Here is a 17829-nt window from a genome sequence, read left to right on the forward strand (position 1 = left end):
ATTCAATATGCAAAAAAATAAATTATTATTGTAGATCGGTATCCTTCTATTAAAATGATTGGTTGATAAATTTATTATTCAATATCAGTTTTCATGGCATTATTTTTTTAATGTGCTTACTTAAGTTGATATTTAAAAAATGCAATTTTTTAGTAAGTTTCTCTATCACTTTTCTTTCAAGCATTTGATCAATTATTTATTTTGCACAAATTGTAGACAGTTATGTGAATACTTCCCCAAAATTATTTCAAAGATAATTATTTGTTACTAATACAGAGTAAATATAATTACTCAAAATAGAAATATGGCTGTAAGATACAATATTGACGAAAAATATGGAATAACTTTTATGAAAATTAAGAAATAAAATTGTTTTTCAGTATTTTGGAGGATTATATTATTTCCATGACTCTCTTTTTATTTAACTTTAGGTAATTTGTTGGTGTTCTAGAGTTACTTATAATTTTTTTTGTAAATATGATAGATTTACTTATTTTATGCGTTTGTTTTATTAGGTTTGAAAGTCAATATTTTGTGTTCTTTATGCTATATAAGATAAAGGGGGCTGAAGTACCTTTTTGAAGATGCTATGCAGCATTTTTTCTTTATATATCAGTAAAAGTTGAGAATCATTTTATTAACGTCTCTTCCATTTGAAAATAGAGATCTTAATTGCTTTTTTATACCTTATAGCTGTTTTATAGAAAAATAATACACTATTTTATGGTTTATTTATTAGGATAGATTTATTTTAGATCGATGTTTTTATTCGCTACCAATTTTATTTTTCAAGTTTATTTATGAGAGATATAATAAAAATCCGGTAAGGAATATTTAATTTTTATGTTTATTTAAATAATATATAAGTATATATTATTATGTTGACAGTTTTTAATGTTGTAGTTATTTAAAATTTAATTACATTTTAAATTATTTATAAAATATCTATTATATGATTTTTAAATTAATTTGTTTTTTAATATTTATTATAATAATAAATTTAACAAATTCTTATTATTTTTAAGTATATTAATAACAATGACAAAATATTACTACTGATATCTTGAGATATTATAGTGTAAAAGGAATATTTTTATCATTTATTGTTTTTGCATCTTTACATGTAATACATAATGTGTTATATTGTAATAACAAAATTACATATAATATTTTATTATGTCTGATTATATAAATGATTAAATATAAGTTTTGTTTTTTATATATGTGAATATTCCTTCATTTTTTCAGTGAAGAAAAAGAGGAGCAAAGAAAGCTATGTTTAAAATATTTAAAAATCGTATATGTTCATTCACTTTTACACTATTTATTCTTTTTTTTGTACAAACTATAGAAGGAAATACAAGTTTTGTAAAAAATAAATTTCAAGAGAGAGTGGAAATTACTATTTCTACACTAGAAAAAAATGTAGCTATTAAAGCTGTGGATAGAGTTATTATTAAAGGCGTTGAGGAACAAGATGGTATTGCTTTAGGGAAAGCTGAAAAAGCTTCTGCTTTTTCAGGTTCCGCTTTTTGGGGGGGAATAGGTATTTTATCACTTCTTACTTCTTTATGTACTGGGGATGTATTAGGTGCTATTTTATCTCTTTGGGGAATATTCGTTACACTTTAGTAGAAAGATCATCGATAAAGTCGATGACTTTTTTGTTCATTTCATTATATTGAAAAAATAAATACTTGAAATCATTTATACTGTATTTGATGATAAAATCACTATTCTTAATACTCAATGTAGCTTTTATTAGCATTATTAAATTTTAAGATTATACGTTTATGTTTTTTTACAAAGTAGTGTAACCAGATTTTTTTACAGTTTATGGTTATTTCCTAGTAATAAGGCTAGTATACTCATTATTTTTATCAGCCTTTTAATATTGTCTACCTTCTCTCATATGAAGATTATTCATCAAAGGTATCTTTGATCCTTTTTAAATTTTTTTATCTTTCATAAGGGGATAAAATAAAAATATCCCTGTATTCATGGCTCTCATGCAATAAGAAAAATGAGAAATTATTATTTATCATTTCAAATTTGTTGATGTTAAATCCATTAAAAGTATTTTTTACGTATAACAAGTTGTGTTCGTGTATGGATAAAATTATTTAAAAAAGAGTAAAAATTCTTCTCAATGAATTATCTCTAAGGCTCAAGGGCTGTTGTAATATTGGCAAATAAAATGATGATCCGGTTTGTATCCTTATAGAGTAAAGATAGTGATACACAATGAAGCTTATACCATCTCATGGGGCGGTTTATATTGTAGCATTTACGGGCCATATTGTGAGAGAGAAGTGGTGATATGCATCGTTGGAAAATGCCTTTATTAAAACAGCAAACCTGAATTTGTCATACAAGTGTATTCTGGTTGTTCTGTCGTGTCAGGAAGGGATATTGTTAAGTAAGGTAATTAAGGAGTGTTTATAGCTTAGCGGAAGAAGGGCAATGAAGTAAAAGGTCTTGTTTAGCACGAAGACGTGCAATCCATTGATCTTCACGAATAGCAGTATTATGTAGTGTAATGAGTTCGTTTTTTTTAATTTCAGCTGTGACTGTTGCTTTTTCTAAAAGACCACAAGGAATGGCATGGTGAGTGCGTGCTTCTGCGATGTTCATTATCCAAGCGCGATAAGTATAAAGACCGATAAAGTCTAGCTGATCACCTGGATGTAAATCTTTTTTAGCAACAGCACAGACTTCTACTACGGGATGGCTAAGAGGAGCCATATCTTTTTTGCCATAAAGCATAACGCGTGCGCAGGTGAGGGGAACTTCCATTGCTGTTAAATGATAGGGGCGGTGAAAGGTGAAGTAAGGCCCCTGACCAATTTTTAAATCTTCCATACGTTCGCGTAAACGTGGGTGTGCTATTTCTGCAATGACAAAGACACCTGGGGAAACACCTTGACCTGTTGAATAATCCACAACACCATATTGCTGCAAAATGCCTCCATCTTGTTTGGGGATAAGCACTTTGTTTAAATCTTGTAACGTCGCTTGTGGTCCATGCATTCCTGGGCAATCGGGGAGAAGTCCAGTGGCATTGGCAATAGCGGCCATTTCAACCATCGTTTTGGAACCATCAATAAATTCAACCAACATGCGCACATTCATATTACGCCGGAATGCTTCTTCTTCGTAAGCATCAGGTGTAGCATCAAAGAGCAGAGGATTATTTTTTCCTTTACCCGCTGCGACAATCTTATGTCCAAGGGCTGAAACAAATTCTATGAGTTCCATACAAGAAGTTGGTTCATCTCCAGCACCAAGTGTATAAATGAGCCCTCGTTTTTCTGCTTCATGTTTGAGATAAGCGCCAATTGTAACATCTGCTTCAACATTCATCATGACAAGATGTTTGTTATTCTTAAGCGCTTTGATACCAATTTCTGCTCCTGCTTCGGGATAGCCTGTTGCGTCAACGATAATATCAATTTGTTCATGACGTAAAACAAGGTTAATATCATCTGTTGCTGCAATCAAATTTTTTTCAATGCTTCGCGTGAGAGCATAAGTATTTTCAACTTCACAGACATGTCCATCCTCGCCATAGGCTATTGTAGCGGCATCAAAAATACGTGAGGGCGTCCTAGTGGCTACTGCGGCGACTGTTATACCGTCCATATGCGCAATACTTGATAATAAATCTGTGCCCATTTCACCACAACCAATCAATCCAATACGGATGGGGGGATGTTTTTCTGCACGTTGTTTCAAATCATGCGCTAAACCTGTTAGGTTCACATTGCTTGCCATTCTTTTTTCCCATTTGAAAAATATTCTGCTTAAAAATCTTTCTCATTCATAAGGTGCATTTGTTTTTAAGACAATTAATCTTTTATTCTTGATGCTCTAATCAATGGATTTTATAAAAGCAAGAGGGGTGGTTGCTTTTATCAAATAAAATAGGAATAGTGTTATGCAGAAAAAAATAACAGTACAAGATGTCACCAGTTTTATTGGGAAAGAAGTGGGATTATCGGAGTGGCGTCTTGTTACACAGGATATGATTAATCAGTTTGCATGTGCTACAGATGATCATCAATGGATACACGTTGATGAGGAAAAGGCTAAAAAGACGTCTTTTGGGGGCACAATTGCTCATGGGTTTTTGACATTATCGCTTTTGTCTACGCTCGCTTATGAGGCTCTTCCAGAGTTGGAGGGAAGCACAATGGGGATTAATTATGGTTTTGATAAAGTACGCTTCATGAGTCCTGTGAAAACAGGGGTACGGATACGTGCGCGTTTTGTGTTAGACGACGCAGAAATTCGCCCTTCTGGTCGAGTGGTTTTCCATTATGGGGTTACGGTGGAAATTGAAAAGTTAAAAAAACCAGCTCTTACAGCTCAATGGCTTATTGTTGCTGTTGTGGAAGAAAAACCTTCCAATATCTAGATTATTTGAGTACTTTATTTTATAAAATTTTTATACAATTTTATGAGAAGTTTTTTCAATGGTAATATTGAGAATAATCTATAGGATGATAGATGTAGTGGAGCTATCATAGCGTTGATAGCCATAGCAAATTGCTATCTTTCCTAGATCGTTTTGAAGAGGAGTTTTCTAATGAAGATTGTGCATTGCTTCACGCTTTTGTTGATAGCGTTTTTTTATGGGATCACAGTCCTTACATAAAACAGAATGCTTCAAATGGAATATACTTGCGTTGCAAATTCACGGGCTTATTTTAACGCAACATCTCTCAACGCTCGTTACACCCATTTCGCAATGGCGCCTTGTGAATGGTATAATGATAAAACCATTGAGCACCCCTATCTTATGCTTGTGAAGAAGAAAGCCGATACCATCATATTATACTAGCCCCAATGCTAAGACAGGTCTTGGCGTTTGAGATAATTCATAAGAGGGCATGCCTTCCTTGCTTGCTTGTTTGTTTGTTTGTATCGTTTTTACTCATACGGCTCTTCCCGCTTGTAACGCGCAAGCGAGAGGTTTTGGTTGATTTGATATGGAACAAATTTGGAATGAGAGGATCGTACGGTATTCAGAGTTCTCATTCAATATGAATAACGCCATATTATCATTATAAATTCAATATGTTATCTGAGACTGGGAAAGGTCGTGACCAATGTCTTATTTTAACATAATAGTTTATCATTTTTATGTTAAGAGAGAGTCTCACATGCTGTGAGATCTCTTATTTTACCCCTTTTATATTAAAGCCATTAAAACTATTTTCTTTCATGTTACAAGCGGATGGGGAGAGATAGAAACTGTTTAAGAAAAAAGTTCCTAATTTCTCTATGAGCGTTTTCGATAGGCAAGGGGGGAGTACTTTGGAAAGTGGCAAAGAGGATGATTGTACCGGCATGTGAAATTCTAAATCTTTTAATGTTTTGTTTTATCAAGTTTGTGTACGATTTTATCAGAAGTCCATTGGGTTATAATATTGAGCATGATCAAAAGAATGATGACAATGGTCATGATGAAGGTATTATAGCGTTGATAGCCATAGCGGATTGCCATATCCCCTAAACCGCCTCCACCAAGATATCCAGCAAGTGAGGTGGCTCCTATGAGAGAAATAACCATGACTGTAAAACCTGTAATCAGGCTAGGGAGAGCTTCAGGAATAAGAACATGTCTGATAATTTGAAGACGGCTTGCACCCATAGAGCGGATCGCTTCAATGAGACCGTTTTCAACTGTTTTAAAAGAGAGTTCCGCCATGCGTGCATAAAAGGGAATAGCTGAAATGGTCAGTATAAAAATTACAGCAGGCATTCCTATCCCTCTTCCTACAACGATACGCGTAACGGGAAGAAGATAAAATGCAAGAATAATAAAGGGAATGGCACGAATACTGTCAATGATGATGCTTAAAGGGCGATTGATGAGAGATGAAGCAAAAATTCCTCCACGTGCTGTTGTGTGAAGAAGAAGACCAAGGGGAAGCCCTATAATAAATGCCATAAAAGAAGCACTAAGTGTCATCAATATTGTATCAATAACAGCTTGGGGAAGTTCATGAGACAAAACATTAAACATAGCCTAAGACCTCACAATATCGTCCTTTTTTCGTTAACCATTGAACAGCTTTTTCTAAAGCTTCTTTATCTTCTCCAGGAAGAGCCAAGAAGAGTCGCCCGATGGTTTCATCCTGAACTGTATCAATGCCACCATGCAAAATACGTGCTTTTAAACCACTCTCATTTTCTAGAAGATGAAGAAAAGGTTGCTGAGCAATTTCACCGGCAATATTGATTTCAATGACAGCTTCTCGCCCGATTGGTTTGAGATTTTTCGCAAATTTTTCAGGAAGTTGCGGGGTGACAAGCTTGAGCATGGCTATGGTTGTATCGTCTTGCGGTGATGTAAAGATGTCTTTCACACGTCCTTCTTCCACAATGTTCCCCTGATTAAGAACAACAACGCGATGCGCTATGGTGCGCACAACTTCCATTTCATGAGTGATGAGCACAATCGTAAGATTGAGGTGTTTATTAATATCGGCAAGGAGCTCTAGAATAGATTGTGTTGTTTCAGGATCAAGAGCAGAGGTGGCTTCATCTGATAACAATATTTTAGGATTAGCCGCGAGCGCACGAGCAATGCCAACGCGTTGTTTCTGCCCCCCAGACAATTGTGCCGGATAGCAATATTCTTTCCCAGATAACCCAACCAATTCAATCAGTTCAAGGGCACGTTTGTGGCGTTGTTTTTTACTTACACCACTTAATTTAAGCGGCAATGCAATGTTATCAAGAATATTTTGCGATGAGAGAAGATTGAAATGTTGAAAAATCATCCCAATTCGTTGACGGTAAGGCGCCCATTCTATCTCTGATAGATTTGAAATATCAACACCTTCAAAAAAAATGGACCCTGCATCAATCTTCTCTAACCCATTTAAGCAGCGGATAAGTGTTGATTTTCCTGCTCCACTGCGCCCAATAATGCCAAGGATTTCACCAGCATGGATATTTAAAGAGAGATTATTAATTACCGGAACACCAGCCGTTTTGTTAAAACAACGGCTGATGTTTTTTAAGGAGATAAGAGTAGGTTTTTCCATTCACAATTACTCGGATATTTGGCACAATTACCAAGATGTTTGGGCGGTTTTGCCAAAAATCTCTTTGATTTTTGCGCGGATAAGATCGTTGTTGTAAGCGGCGACTAATTTTTTTACCCATGGCTCATCTTTTTCGCTCGTGCGTACAACGATGATATTATCATAAGGATTATTTTTTGCGCTCTCCCATGCGACCACATCTTTTTCGAAGTTTAATCCAGAAACAATAGCCCAGTTTGTGTTTATAATTGCAAGATCAAAATCGTCAATAGCTCGCCCTAACATGCCGGCATCGAGCTCACGAATTTGCAGATTTTTAGGATTTTCGATAATATCAAGTGGAGATGCAAGAATATTATGAGGATCTTTTAACTTAATGAGACCTAAAGAATTGAGAAGAAGTAAGGCTCTTCCACCATTAGATGGGTCATTCGGAATACCAACATGTGCACCATCACGAAGATCTTTTAAGTCTTTTATTTTGTGTGAATAAACACCGATTGGAGCAATAAATGTATAGCCGACAATTGAAAGTTTATAGCCACGTTGTTTCATTTGTTCATTAAGATAAGGGGCGTGCTGAAAAGCATTCGCATCGATCTCTCCTGCGTTAACAGCGTCATTAGGCAAAGCGTAATCAGAAAAATAAACGAGTTCAATATCTAAACCGGCTTTTTTAGCCTGTTCAGCAGCAGTTTTCCAAATAATCGCATCCCGCCCTTCCATAATACCAAGTTTGATTTTTGATTTGTCTGTAGCCATGACAAAAACCGTAGATAAAAAAAGTGCAAAGAGAGAGAGGAATAATCCTATAATCCGACTACGAGAAAAAATTTTTAATGTCATGTACTTTTAACTTTCTTTTCTAGGAGATTTTTTGAGGAAAGTTTCAATATGCTCTGTATTTTTTAGGCAGATTTAAAGTTATACAAGCTTTATAGAATATTCAATCACTTTTATTTTAAAAGAGTATTATTTTTCTTTCTATTTTTAGTAGTTTTGGGGGCTTATCATCATTCATTCTCAGAAATTCAGGCAATCAATTCTTCTATTGCAATCATTTGTTTAGGGAACCAATGACACTTAAAAAACTTCTTTAAGAGACGATTGGTTGAAGAACCGGACAATCAGATGATGCTTGAGCCGTAAATTCATGAGGAACATACTGCGCAATCAAGATCAAAAATTCGTGTTCGTGTAGGCGATAAAGAGAGATTTTGTTGCAAGGTTGTGTGGTCTTTTTGGTGGGAAATAAAGGTTGCTGATCACTGGATTTAAACGCGGCAAATTTTTGCAAAGGCGAAATTTTGCCCTTCACATATTTTAGAGAGGAAGAAAAATAATGTTAAGAAAGAAATTTTTATCAACAACAATGATTTTATGGGCTTTAGGAGCGTCAGGGGTGGCAGTGACTGCTTTTCACGCGGAAGCTGGAACCATTGCAGGAACAGTTGCTCGTGTTGCATCAGGTCAGGTATCTTTACGCACAGGTCCTGCGACAGCTTATAAAGTTATCACAATGGTTCCAATGGGAGCAAAAGTGCAAATTTATGGCTGCCTATCCAATAAAACTTGGTGTTCTCTTGGTTATCATGGAAAAGTTGGTTGGGCATCGGCACGTTATGTCAATGTCAACGATGTTCCTACCATTGCTTTTAAAAAGATGCCAGTAAAGCCAAATGCTAGGATAAAATCGCCAAAAGTAAAAAAAGAAAAAGTAAAACAAGTTGTTTCCGATTTTAGAGCTCTTCCGGCGATTCAAAAAACACGGAACAATATGCAAAAATTTTACAGAACAGATGTGATTATCGATTCTACAGGTGTCAAAAAAAGGGATGAACGAACAATTTTAAATCCGTCGCCAAAAGCACAAGAAGTCTCTGTAAAGCGCGTGAATGCTTATAACCCCTTGTTTCCGGATAATGTCAATTACAAAAATTTTGAACGCAATGAAACGCGTTACCGTGTTGTGACCTATCCTGCTCGATAAGGGTAGAGTTAATTTCACAACCGGAATGACAAAAAGGATTAGCAACATGAAGCAAAAAATGCTTATGCTGCTGATCCTATTGTACCGTAAAATGGCATTAAGGCGGCAATGCTTAACTTAAGGCAGCGAGGTATTCATGGATATTCAGAGTATTGTCAATACCCCGAATTACAGTCCTTTAAAAGGGCGATATGAATCCTCAGCAGGGAAGATTTTACTGAAGAGAAGCCGGACTTTTGACAGACCGGCTAGGGCTCTTCATCCTTTCAGATAGGGCATTAATTTACGGACTTAGGCTTTATCAAATTGCGAGAAATGAGCAATTCAGCAATTTGAACGGCATTCAATGCTGCTCCTTTTCTTAAATTATCGGCGACAACCCAGAAAGCTAAACCATTTTCAACGGTGATATCTTCACGAACACGGCTAATAAAGGTATCATCTTCTCCTGTACATTCATAAGGTGTGGTATAGCCACCATCTTCGTGTTTATCGATAAGCTGACAACCGGGAGCATCGCGCAGAAGCGCTTGTGCTTCAGATACGCTTAGTGGTTTTTCAAATTCAACATGAACAGCTTCGGCATGACCGATAAAGACAGGGACCCGAACAGCAGTGGCCGTTAACTTAATCTTCGGATCGAGAATTTTCTTCGTCTCAGCAGTCATTTTCCATTCTTCTTTTGTATAACCATCTTCCATGAAAACATCGATATGAGGAATGACATTAAAGGCAATGCGTTTAGTGAATTTTTTTGATGTAATTGGGTCAGCAACAAAAACTGCACGTGATTGTTCGAAAAGTTCATCCATTCCTTCTTTACCAGCTCCAGAAACAGATTGATATGTAGAGACAACAACACGTTTAATGATTGCAGCATCATGGAGTGGTTTTAAAGCTAAGACCAGTTGAATTGTCGAACAATTAGGATTTGCTATAATGTTACGTTTAGAAAAGGCATTTATAGCTTCGGCATTGACTTCAGGGACGATCAACGGAACATTGGCATCATAGCGCCACGTGGAGGAATTATCGATGACAACACAGCCGGCAGCAGCGATTTTAGGGGCGTATTCTTTGGAAATGCTTCCTCCCGCAGACATAAGACAAAAATCTGTGTCAGAAAAATCGTAAGTATCCAATGCTTTTACTTTTAAAGTTTTATCTCCATAAGAAACTTCTTGTCCTAATGAGCGTCGTGATGCTAGAGGGACAATTTCATGCGCAGGAAAACCACGTTCCTCTAAAATTGTAAGCATTTCACGACCAACATTTCCGGTTGCGCCGACAATTGCAACTTTAAAACTCATTTTCTATATACTCCTCATGTCTCTCCACTTTTATTCCTCGTGCTATACTCAGGAGAGAGTGAGTTGGTCAAGGAACATCATTAAATTATATTTTTGATTTTCAACAACTCAATTTTGTGTACACCAATCATCATCGTCAGCACAATAAATTGTTTTATTTCAAATGATACGTTTTTTTAATCTTTCAGAATTGAAAAATTGAATATTGTACGCTAAACTATTAGCTCGTTAGAGAGCACTTTCATTAAGTGAATTCCTTATCTTCTGTCAATGTTTACCTTCACACTTTTGAATTTTTTAAGGATAATATGATGTATCGCGTTGGTGGAATCTTTTAATACTTTATCTGTTAAGTGTTGAATTATTTGATCTTCTCCCTACGCCTTTAAAAGCGAAGCTTCCTATTCAGTCTGTAAACAGCCAGATTCTAGCGGTTACTTTTAGCGGCTTCCCATTTTTCACTTGAAACTTAAGGCTTAACAAGCAAGCCTAAAAATATTAAAAAAGACATTTAACATCTAAAAACATTTGAATGTTTCAAGGAGGTATGCGTGCTTCATATCCTTATACCTTAAATGATAGAATTTATGGCATAACAAGATAAACTTAAGTATCCATTATATAAATAAATTCTTATGAAAGTTATACATATAGTTTTTTCGTGTCTGTTTTTTACTTTAATCCTGTTATGCTATAAAATATCTTCATTTGAAGTATGGTGGTATAAGATCTTTAAGCTTTCTTGATATATTTAAGTGTTTTTTAGTGTGTGGGAATATTCGTAGACTTGTTTGGTGAGCCTTTGGCTTCAAGTGAATCATATGAGTGGAAAGCCGTTGAACATCCCCATATTTATGTTTAATAAAAGAGAAAGTTAGCACCATCATACATTTTTCCAGTACCCAATGTTGCTACAGCTCTTGGTATGTGAGATAATTCAATAAGAGTATGCCTTTTTGTACATTTTTACTCATACGCCAACTCTGCTTGTAATGTGCAAACAAGTGATTTTGATTGATTCAATATAGAACAAGTTTGAAATGAAAGAGATTTACGATATTTTGGATACTTATTCAATATATATATATAACGGTTAGATTATCATTATAAATCAACGCGCTATTGCTAAGTTAAACTTGTTAGAATTCGGACTATTTACAGACCAGATTAGATTTAAGAACTTTCGTTCTCATGAGGTGTGGGAAGACAGTTACAATTCTTGTCAATGTTCTTGTCAATATTATTGAGGACTTTTATTATATTTGCAGTGAATTTATGAAAATAAGGGATCATTTTTTTCACCAGAAATCAACTGCAAAATAGCTCTTTGTTTTTTGCGGGTCAGCATTCTGAAACTTTTCAAAAGTAAATATTCTGCTTTGCTTTCTATTCTGTCATTACAATGATAGAGGGTGCCTTCTTTTTTCGTGTTATCAGCATAAAAGAAGAAAACGGGAACATCTAATATATGAGCAATTTCTTGTAAACGTCTTGCACTTACGCGATTTAAGCCTTTTTCATACTTTTGAATTTGTTGAAACGTTACGCCCAAATGACTCCCTAATTGTTTTTGAGAAAAAACCATGACGTTTCTTCTAAAGCGAATTTTTTTGCCTAAAGAAATGTCGTAAAAATGTAGATTTTTGGCTTGCACTTGATGCCCCCTCCGGTTGCGAGCGCCCTCGCATTAGTATTCCGGTGTCTGGCAACACATTGATTTATAATAATAAATCATCCTTTTTCAACTTGAATCATAACTCCGAATATAGTAAGATTTTCTCATCACAAACCCTCTCAGATTGAATCAATTAATATCACTTGCTTGCACGTCAAAAGCGGGGCTGGTGTGTGGGTAAAAATGAGGAAAGAAAGGAGTAAAAATGCCTCTTATGAACCGTCTTAATGCAAGGGCTGTCGCAACATTGGGGGCTGGCAAATATAATGATGGTGCCGGCTTGCTTCTCCATAAGCGTAAAGATGGTGGTGCTCAATGGCTTTATCGTTATACCATTCATGGTCGGCGCCGCGAAATGGGCTTGGGTGCGTTGCGAAATGTTTCTTTAAAAAAAGCCCGTGAATTAGCAAATCAATGGCGTTCTGTTTTGCATGAGGGGCGTGACCCCATTAAAGAACGTGAGAAACAAAAGCGTGAGGCAATAAGTAATCTCCATTACCTAAAAGACATTGCCTTAGATGCTTTTGAAAGTCGTAAAGCTGAATTAAAAGGAGATGGCAAGGCTGGGAATTGGTTTCTACCTTTACAACTTTATATTCTCCCCAAATTAGGCTGTATTCCTATTTCAGAAATTACACAAACAGAGATACGTAATGTTCTTGCTCCCATATGGCATACAAAAGCTGCAACAGCAGAGAAAGCAATAAATCGTCTTAATCTTTGTCTTAAACATGCGGCTGCATTAGGATTGGATGTTGATTTACAAGCAACAATAAAAGCACGCGCTCTTTTAGGGAAGCAACGCCATAAAGCACAAAATTTACCTGCAATGGATTGGAAAGATGTGCCTTCCTTTTATCAGTCACTCTGCAAAACAACAACCATGACACAACTGGCTTTGCGTTTACTTATTTTGACAGGTGTTCGTACACGCCCTTTGCGTTATATGCGTGAAGATCAGATTGATGGGGATATATGGACTATCCCTGCTGAAAGTATGAAAGGACGACGCGATGCTACAGAAGAATTTCGCGTTCCTTTATCATCAGAAGCACTAGAAGTGATTAAACAAGCACGCCTTTTATCTCGCAATGGATTTCTTTTTTCTGCAACCGGTCGCGGTCCTCTTGCACAAAACAGCATGCTACAATACATGAAAAAAACTGCTCTGGAAGCTTGCCCCCATGGTTTTCGCTCTAGTTTACGTGATTGGCTCGCAGAAACAACCAATGCCCCTTATGAGGTCGCTGAAACCATTCTAGGTCATACGGTAGGGGGAAAAGTGGAGCGTGCTTATCGTCGTACAGACTATTTAGAACAGCGTCGTATTTTTATGGATAGATGGGCTTCTTATATCACTGGTCAAAACAATAAAAGTTGTGGATAGCTCTATGTCTCCATTTTCCTTGTTTTATCCATAACGGATAATACAATCACAAATTATTGCTTATCTTGATAAAAAATCACAAGATATTGTTTTTTTGCTGGAAAAGTTTGCTACGAATTGCTATTTATATATAGTTAATAAACAGTGATTCTATCATTTAATATAGAGGGGATTTCATGATTCCAAATGAACCACTCCTCACAGTACGTGAGAGTGCAAAACTACTTAATATAAGCGTTTCAACACTTTGGCGGCGGGTCGCTGATGGCTCGGTACCAAAGCCTTTAAAGATTGGTTCCTTAGCGCGCTGGTTACAATCTGACCTTTGCGATGTAATCGAAAAAGCAAAAAACCAACGTGGCAACGACACCGCCTAAAGAAAACTTCGCCTTATAGGACAGACAAAGTATTTCGACTTTCGCAAATCCCGAAATAACAGAATCTGTCCTGTAATGCAAGTAGCAGGAAGGGATTTTATGCATTTTACAAATGCTACAACAAGCAATGCTTATGCATTGCATACAACAGCTCAAAAAATTACTTGTGCATTACGTGGAGTTTGGCATGGATATTATGGGATAGCCCGTTGTCCTGCTCATGATGATAGGCTGCCTAGCTTATCCCTTTCTCATGGACATGATGGGCGTCTCTTACTCACTTGTTATGCTGGCTGCTCTTTTAGAGAGATCATACAAGCGCTCATCAGAATTGGCTTGCTTGGAAAACAAGCCTTTTTTGATAAAGCTTATGATCAGACGCTTTCTTTATCCAAACAGAAAACAGAGAGAGCAAAAGCAATTTGGCAACAATGCCAACCAATCAAAAATACTTTAGCAGAAACCTATTTACGTATGCGGGGTATTACATGTGATTTGCCTGCTGATTTACGCTTTCATAGCAAGTGTCCACACCCATTAGGGATTACACTGCCCGCGTTGGTGGCTCTTGTTAAGGGTGTTGGCTCCTTTGCTATTCATAGAACCTTTTTACAAGCCAATGGCTGTAAAACAGATCAAAAACCAGCAAAAGCCATGTTGGGGTCTGTCATGGGCGGTGGGGTGCATTTAAGTCAAGCCAATCCAAAACATCTGGTCATTTGTGAAGGCATTGAAACGGGTCTGTCTCTTCTGTCTGGGTTGTTATCAGAGCCCGTTGATTTATGGGCGTCACTTTCAACCCTATGAAAATGCAAAATAGATATAAAATATCTATTCTCATAGTACCTATTGAAGAAACAGTAAAAATGCATTATATTAGAACTACTTTGTAACACATTAAGTGGTCGTAAAATGGCTGAGACAACATTTACCTTTCGCGTCGATAATGTATTAAAAAATGAATTTTCCAAAGCAGCAAAGGCGTGCGATAGATCTGGTGCACAATTATTGCGGGATTATATGCGCGATATCGTAAAAGAACAAAAAGAAAAAAATGCACACGATTTATGGTTTCGGGAACAAGTTCAATTAGGGATAAATTCTGCTAATGCAGGTGATATAATATCTTCTGAAGAAATCGAAGCAGAAGCAAAGGAATGGCGCTTAAAAACACAAAGTAAACTCGATAGATCAACTTTATGAAGCTAATTTGGACACAAGTAGCACACGTTGACCGCAAAAAGATCCGTGAATACATATCACAAGATAATCCTTCTGCTGCCTTAAAGTTTGATCAACTTTTATCTGAAAAAGTAGAAAAACTTGTTAAATTTCCTACTCTTGGTCGTTTAGGACGAATTGTAAATACACGTGAACTTATTGTACATTCAAATTATATCATGATTTATGATATTTCAAATGGCGTTGTGCGTATTTTACGTGTGCTTCATACAAAGCAAAAATTTCCTTAATCAACGGTATTTTTATTTATTTAGTAATTGAAGCAAATTATTTTCTACAATACTGCGCTCCGTATCAGTAAATAATGATAAATTATTATTTTTCTAATATTGCGAATATGATTAGCATAATCACTTTGCACACAGCTTAGTTTCTACTCGTAAAATGAAGATGACACGCTTCATAAACGACGTCTTATTGTCAATGATGTGACGGTTGAAAAGCTTGGGGAATTGTTAAAAGAAACCCCCCGTGGTCTCTTAATGGTGCGTGATGAGTTATCTGGTTTCTTAACAGATATGGAACGCAAGGAATATCAAACAGACCGTGCCTTTTATTTGGAAGCTTTTAATGGAGATGGTCAATTTACTTATGACCGTATCGGGCGGGGAACCATTTTTATTCCCAATGCAACTCTTTCAATTATAGGAGGCATTCAACCCTCTCGCATTCTGCCCTTTATACGCAATGTTTTATATGGCAAAGGCAATGATGGTTTCTTACAACGCTTTCAAATGCTTGTCTTTCCCGATGAGACAAAAGATTGGAAATGGGTTGATAGACCTCCTAATCAAGAGGCATGGAAAACTTATGAAGGGGTATTTCATTCTCTTTATGATAAACCCCTTGGTTCACCAGAACACCCGCTTGTGATGCGCTTTTCTGCTGAAGCGCAAGAGATCTTTCGTGAATGGATGCAAAAGATTTTTAAAGAAGCCAAAGAGAATAACCTTTCTGAAAGTTTACAAGCGCATCTTTTGAAAATGCCCAAAACCATAGTAAGTCTTGCGTTGATTTTTGAATTGACCGAAGGGGGGCGTTTTGAAATCAATAAAGATGCCCTTCAAACAGCGTTGCGTTGGGAAAAATATTTGTTAAGTCATGTCAAAAGGCTCTATGCGGCAGCGGATAGCTTAGCAACAGAGGGGGCAAAATTGATTGTCGAGCGCTGTGATCATTTACCCGATGTTTTTACTTTACGTGATATTCATCAAAGAAGTTGGACCAGTTTAACAGATAATAGAGCCGTTAAGCAAGCTTTAGAGCTCTTATGTCGCTCCAATCATATTCGTCAAATAGCAAGCGAAAATAGCTCTCAAGGCGGTCGTCCTACCATACGCTATGAATGGCACCCTTTCGTTAAAAACAACAGCATAAAACAATGAAACGCTGATAATTTTTTGTTATCCTTAAAACCTTCAAAGATCTTATCGTATCAACATATCACGAATGATCTTTGAGGGTTTTTGTTTTATAAAGTAACGTTTAAACCTTGTGTCAACACTATCCAAAATTAATCTCTATAAGTTTTGAAGAGGTTTTGAGTTTTGACGGTTGCTGCTTTTATATAAAAAAATAGCAAAAAATAAAAACTTTATATTTCAAGTGGTTAGTATTTTACAGATCTTCAAAAAACAACCTATATTGACATTACAACCTATAAATTCAACTAATAATATACGTTTTGAGGGGGTTTTGACGATTTTTATACCTTCAAAACCTATCTATAAAATAATTCATAAAACTTATCAAAATACTCATTCTGATATTTTAAAGCCCATGGTGCATTTGTCTTGATGAATACGTGAAACGAACAGCAAATTTCACTATTTTGCTGATCTGACCTCTCTCATGGGCTGTGGATAAACAGCCTTCAAAAAACCTTTTGAAAAAAATTTATCCGCTTTTGAATAACTTTACCTCTTCTGATACTCGCTATTTGTCCTAAATGGATTTAATTAACTTCATTTCGATTCTTTTGAAGAGAATTAATCAATAGAATATATTGTTATGGAGTTTATTCTTTATGCTTCGCCCTCATCATTCCGATAATGAACATGTCTCTTTACGCTCTCTCTTAGAATATTATCGTCAACAAGCAAAATCACCCCGTGAATTGGGAACGCTGTTTGAAAACCTTGTAAAAGCTTATTTATCTGAAGACCCTTTACAAAAGCAGGAATACGAAAAGGTTCAAACCTATTGTGAATGGGCGCAAGAGCGTAATGAAGATGGAACGGATATTGGTATTGATCTGATCGCTACAATCCGTGATCAAGGAGGATATGCGGCTATTCAATGTAAATGCTATGATGCTTCTCATTGTATTAAAAAAGAGGATATTGATAGCTTTATAGCAGCTTCTGGCAAAAAGATCTTCACCCGTCGTATTCTGGTTGATAGCACTGAAACAGATTGGAGTGACAATGTTGAACTGACTTGTGAGGGGCAAGAGGTTCGTATTCAACGCATAAACCTTTTTGATTTAGAGAACAGTCAAATAGATTGGGGGTCGTATAAAGAACAAGGACAAGCCGTTCTTAAAGAGCAACCCAAAAAAAAGCTTTTAGATCATCAAAAAGAAGCCCTTGAGAAAGTCTGTGAAGGTTTGCAAGAAACAGACCGTGGCAAGCTGATTATGGCATGTGGTACGGGCAAGACTTTCACCAGTTTGAAGATAGCAGAGACCATAGCAGGAAAAGGCAAGCGTGTGTTGTTTTTGGTGCCTTCCCTTGCTTTGATGTCACAAACAATCCGTGAATGGACCCTTGATACAGAAGTGCCCTTGCG

At 36.3% G+C, this 17829-nt stretch carries 16 protein-coding genes and 2 pseudogenes; 11 read left to right on the forward strand and 7 right to left on the reverse strand.

The annotated features are described in order from the left end of the window. The first annotated feature begins 1275 nt into the window (after nt 1-1275). Nucleotides 1276-1632 (forward strand): hypothetical protein, encoded by a 357-nt coding sequence (locus ACFIK6_RS06805; RefSeq protein WP_375642324.1) that lies wholly within the window; start codon nt 1276-1278, stop codon nt 1630-1632. An 807-nt stretch (nt 1633-2439) separates the two neighbouring features. Here the strand turns inward: ACFIK6_RS06805 and ACFIK6_RS06810 are convergent. Beyond that, nucleotides 2440-3774 carry an NAD(P)H-dependent oxidoreductase gene (locus ACFIK6_RS06810; RefSeq protein WP_375677488.1) on the reverse strand — a complete coding sequence of 445 codons (1335 nt, stop codon included), beginning with the start codon at nt 3772-3774 and terminating at the stop codon, nt 2440-2442. 163 nt (nt 3775-3937) lie between these two features. On the opposite strand from ACFIK6_RS06810, the gene ACFIK6_RS06815 reads away from it, so the two are divergent. Both ACFIK6_RS06815 and ACFIK6_RS06820 read left to right on the forward strand, forming a co-directional pair. After that, the gene (locus tag ACFIK6_RS06815; protein WP_375677489.1) at nt 3938-4417 is read left to right on the forward strand and encodes a MaoC family dehydratase; all 480 of its coding nucleotides are present in this window, start codon (nt 3938-3940) and stop codon (nt 4415-4417) included. A gap of 255 nt (nt 4418-4672) precedes the next feature. Continuing rightward, nucleotides 4673-4843, forward strand: a complete 171-nt coding sequence (locus ACFIK6_RS06820) for a hypothetical protein (protein WP_375642327.1) — start codon at nt 4673-4675, stop codon at nt 4841-4843. 528 nt (nt 4844-5371) lie between these two features. Here the strand turns inward: ACFIK6_RS06820 and ACFIK6_RS06825 are convergent. From ACFIK6_RS06825 to ACFIK6_RS06840, 4 genes are all read right to left on the reverse strand, one after another. Then, entirely contained in the window at nt 5372-6031 is a 660-nt protein-coding gene (locus ACFIK6_RS06825; RefSeq protein WP_375642328.1) for a methionine ABC transporter permease, read from the reverse strand. After that, the gene (locus tag ACFIK6_RS06830; RefSeq protein WP_375612288.1) at nt 6024-7058 is read right to left on the reverse strand and encodes a methionine ABC transporter ATP-binding protein; all 1035 of its coding nucleotides are present in this window, start codon (nt 7056-7058) and stop codon (nt 6024-6026) included. Before ACFIK6_RS06830 ends, ACFIK6_RS06825 begins: the two co-directional genes overlap by 8 nt. A gap of 27 nt (nt 7059-7085) precedes the next feature. Then, on the reverse strand, nt 7086-7904 hold the full coding sequence (locus ACFIK6_RS06835; RefSeq protein WP_273788251.1) for a MetQ/NlpA family ABC transporter substrate-binding protein: 819 nt from the start codon (nt 7902-7904) through the stop codon (nt 7086-7088). Nucleotides 7905-8154: 250 nt separating this feature from the next. Beyond that, nucleotides 8155-8355: a hypothetical protein gene (locus ACFIK6_RS06840; RefSeq protein ID WP_375677490.1), complete on the reverse strand. Its 201-nt coding sequence runs from the start codon at nt 8353-8355 to the stop codon at nt 8155-8157. Between the two features lie 45 nt (nt 8356-8400). On the opposite strand from ACFIK6_RS06840, the gene ACFIK6_RS06845 reads away from it, so the two are divergent. Next, nucleotides 8401-9048 (forward strand): SH3 domain-containing protein, encoded by a 648-nt coding sequence (locus tag ACFIK6_RS06845; protein ID WP_375677491.1) that lies wholly within the window; start codon nt 8401-8403, stop codon nt 9046-9048. A gap of 278 nt (nt 9049-9326) precedes the next feature. Here ACFIK6_RS06845 and ACFIK6_RS06850 read toward each other — a convergent pair whose 3' ends face one another. Then, the gene (locus ACFIK6_RS06850) at nt 9327-10358 is read right to left on the reverse strand and encodes an aspartate-semialdehyde dehydrogenase (protein WP_375642332.1); all 1032 of its coding nucleotides are present in this window, start codon (nt 10356-10358) and stop codon (nt 9327-9329) included. 1273 nt (nt 10359-11631) lie between these two features. Then, entirely contained in the window at nt 11632-12012 is a 381-nt protein-coding gene (locus tag ACFIK6_RS06855; protein WP_375677492.1) for a helix-turn-helix domain-containing protein, read from the reverse strand. A gap of 226 nt (nt 12013-12238) precedes the next feature. Here ACFIK6_RS06855 and ACFIK6_RS06860 point away from each other — a divergent pair, with 226 nt between their 5' ends. The 7 genes and pseudogenes from ACFIK6_RS06860 to ACFIK6_RS06890 form a co-directional block, all read left to right on the forward strand. Next, nucleotides 12239-13420, forward strand: a complete 1182-nt coding sequence (locus ACFIK6_RS06860; protein WP_375677493.1) for a tyrosine-type recombinase/integrase — start codon at nt 12239-12241, stop codon at nt 13418-13420. 176 nt (nt 13421-13596) lie between these two features. Next, nucleotides 13597-13797, forward strand: a complete 201-nt coding sequence (locus tag ACFIK6_RS06865; protein ID WP_273719133.1) for an AlpA family transcriptional regulator — start codon at nt 13597-13599, stop codon at nt 13795-13797. Nucleotides 13798-13896: 99 nt separating this feature from the next. Then, nucleotides 13897-14598: pseudogene (locus ACFIK6_RS06870) on the forward strand (virulence-associated protein E); the annotation flags it as partial. A gap of 111 nt (nt 14599-14709) precedes the next feature. Then, entirely contained in the window at nt 14710-15000 is a 291-nt protein-coding gene (locus ACFIK6_RS06875; RefSeq protein WP_375642334.1) for a CopG family ribbon-helix-helix protein, read from the forward strand. Further along, on the forward strand, nt 14997-15269 hold the full coding sequence (locus ACFIK6_RS06880; RefSeq protein ID WP_015856212.1) for a type II toxin-antitoxin system mRNA interferase toxin, RelE/StbE family: 273 nt from the start codon (nt 14997-14999) through the stop codon (nt 15267-15269). The genes ACFIK6_RS06875 and ACFIK6_RS06880 overlap by 4 nt, the downstream gene beginning before the upstream one ends. Nucleotides 15270-15425: 156 nt before the next feature. Further along, a pseudogene (locus ACFIK6_RS06885) lies at nt 15426-16424 on the forward strand (DUF3987 domain-containing protein); the annotation flags it as partial. A 641-nt stretch (nt 16425-17065) separates the two neighbouring features. Beyond that, nucleotides 17066-17829: DEAD/DEAH box helicase family protein (locus ACFIK6_RS06890; RefSeq protein ID WP_375677494.1), on the forward strand; the 764-nt coding region annotated here is incomplete at its 3' end.

The sequence above is a fragment of the Bartonella sp. AS69XJJH genome (assembly GCF_042195585.1).
In the GTDB taxonomy this organism is placed as follows: domain Bacteria; phylum Pseudomonadota; class Alphaproteobacteria; order Rhizobiales; family Rhizobiaceae; genus Bartonella.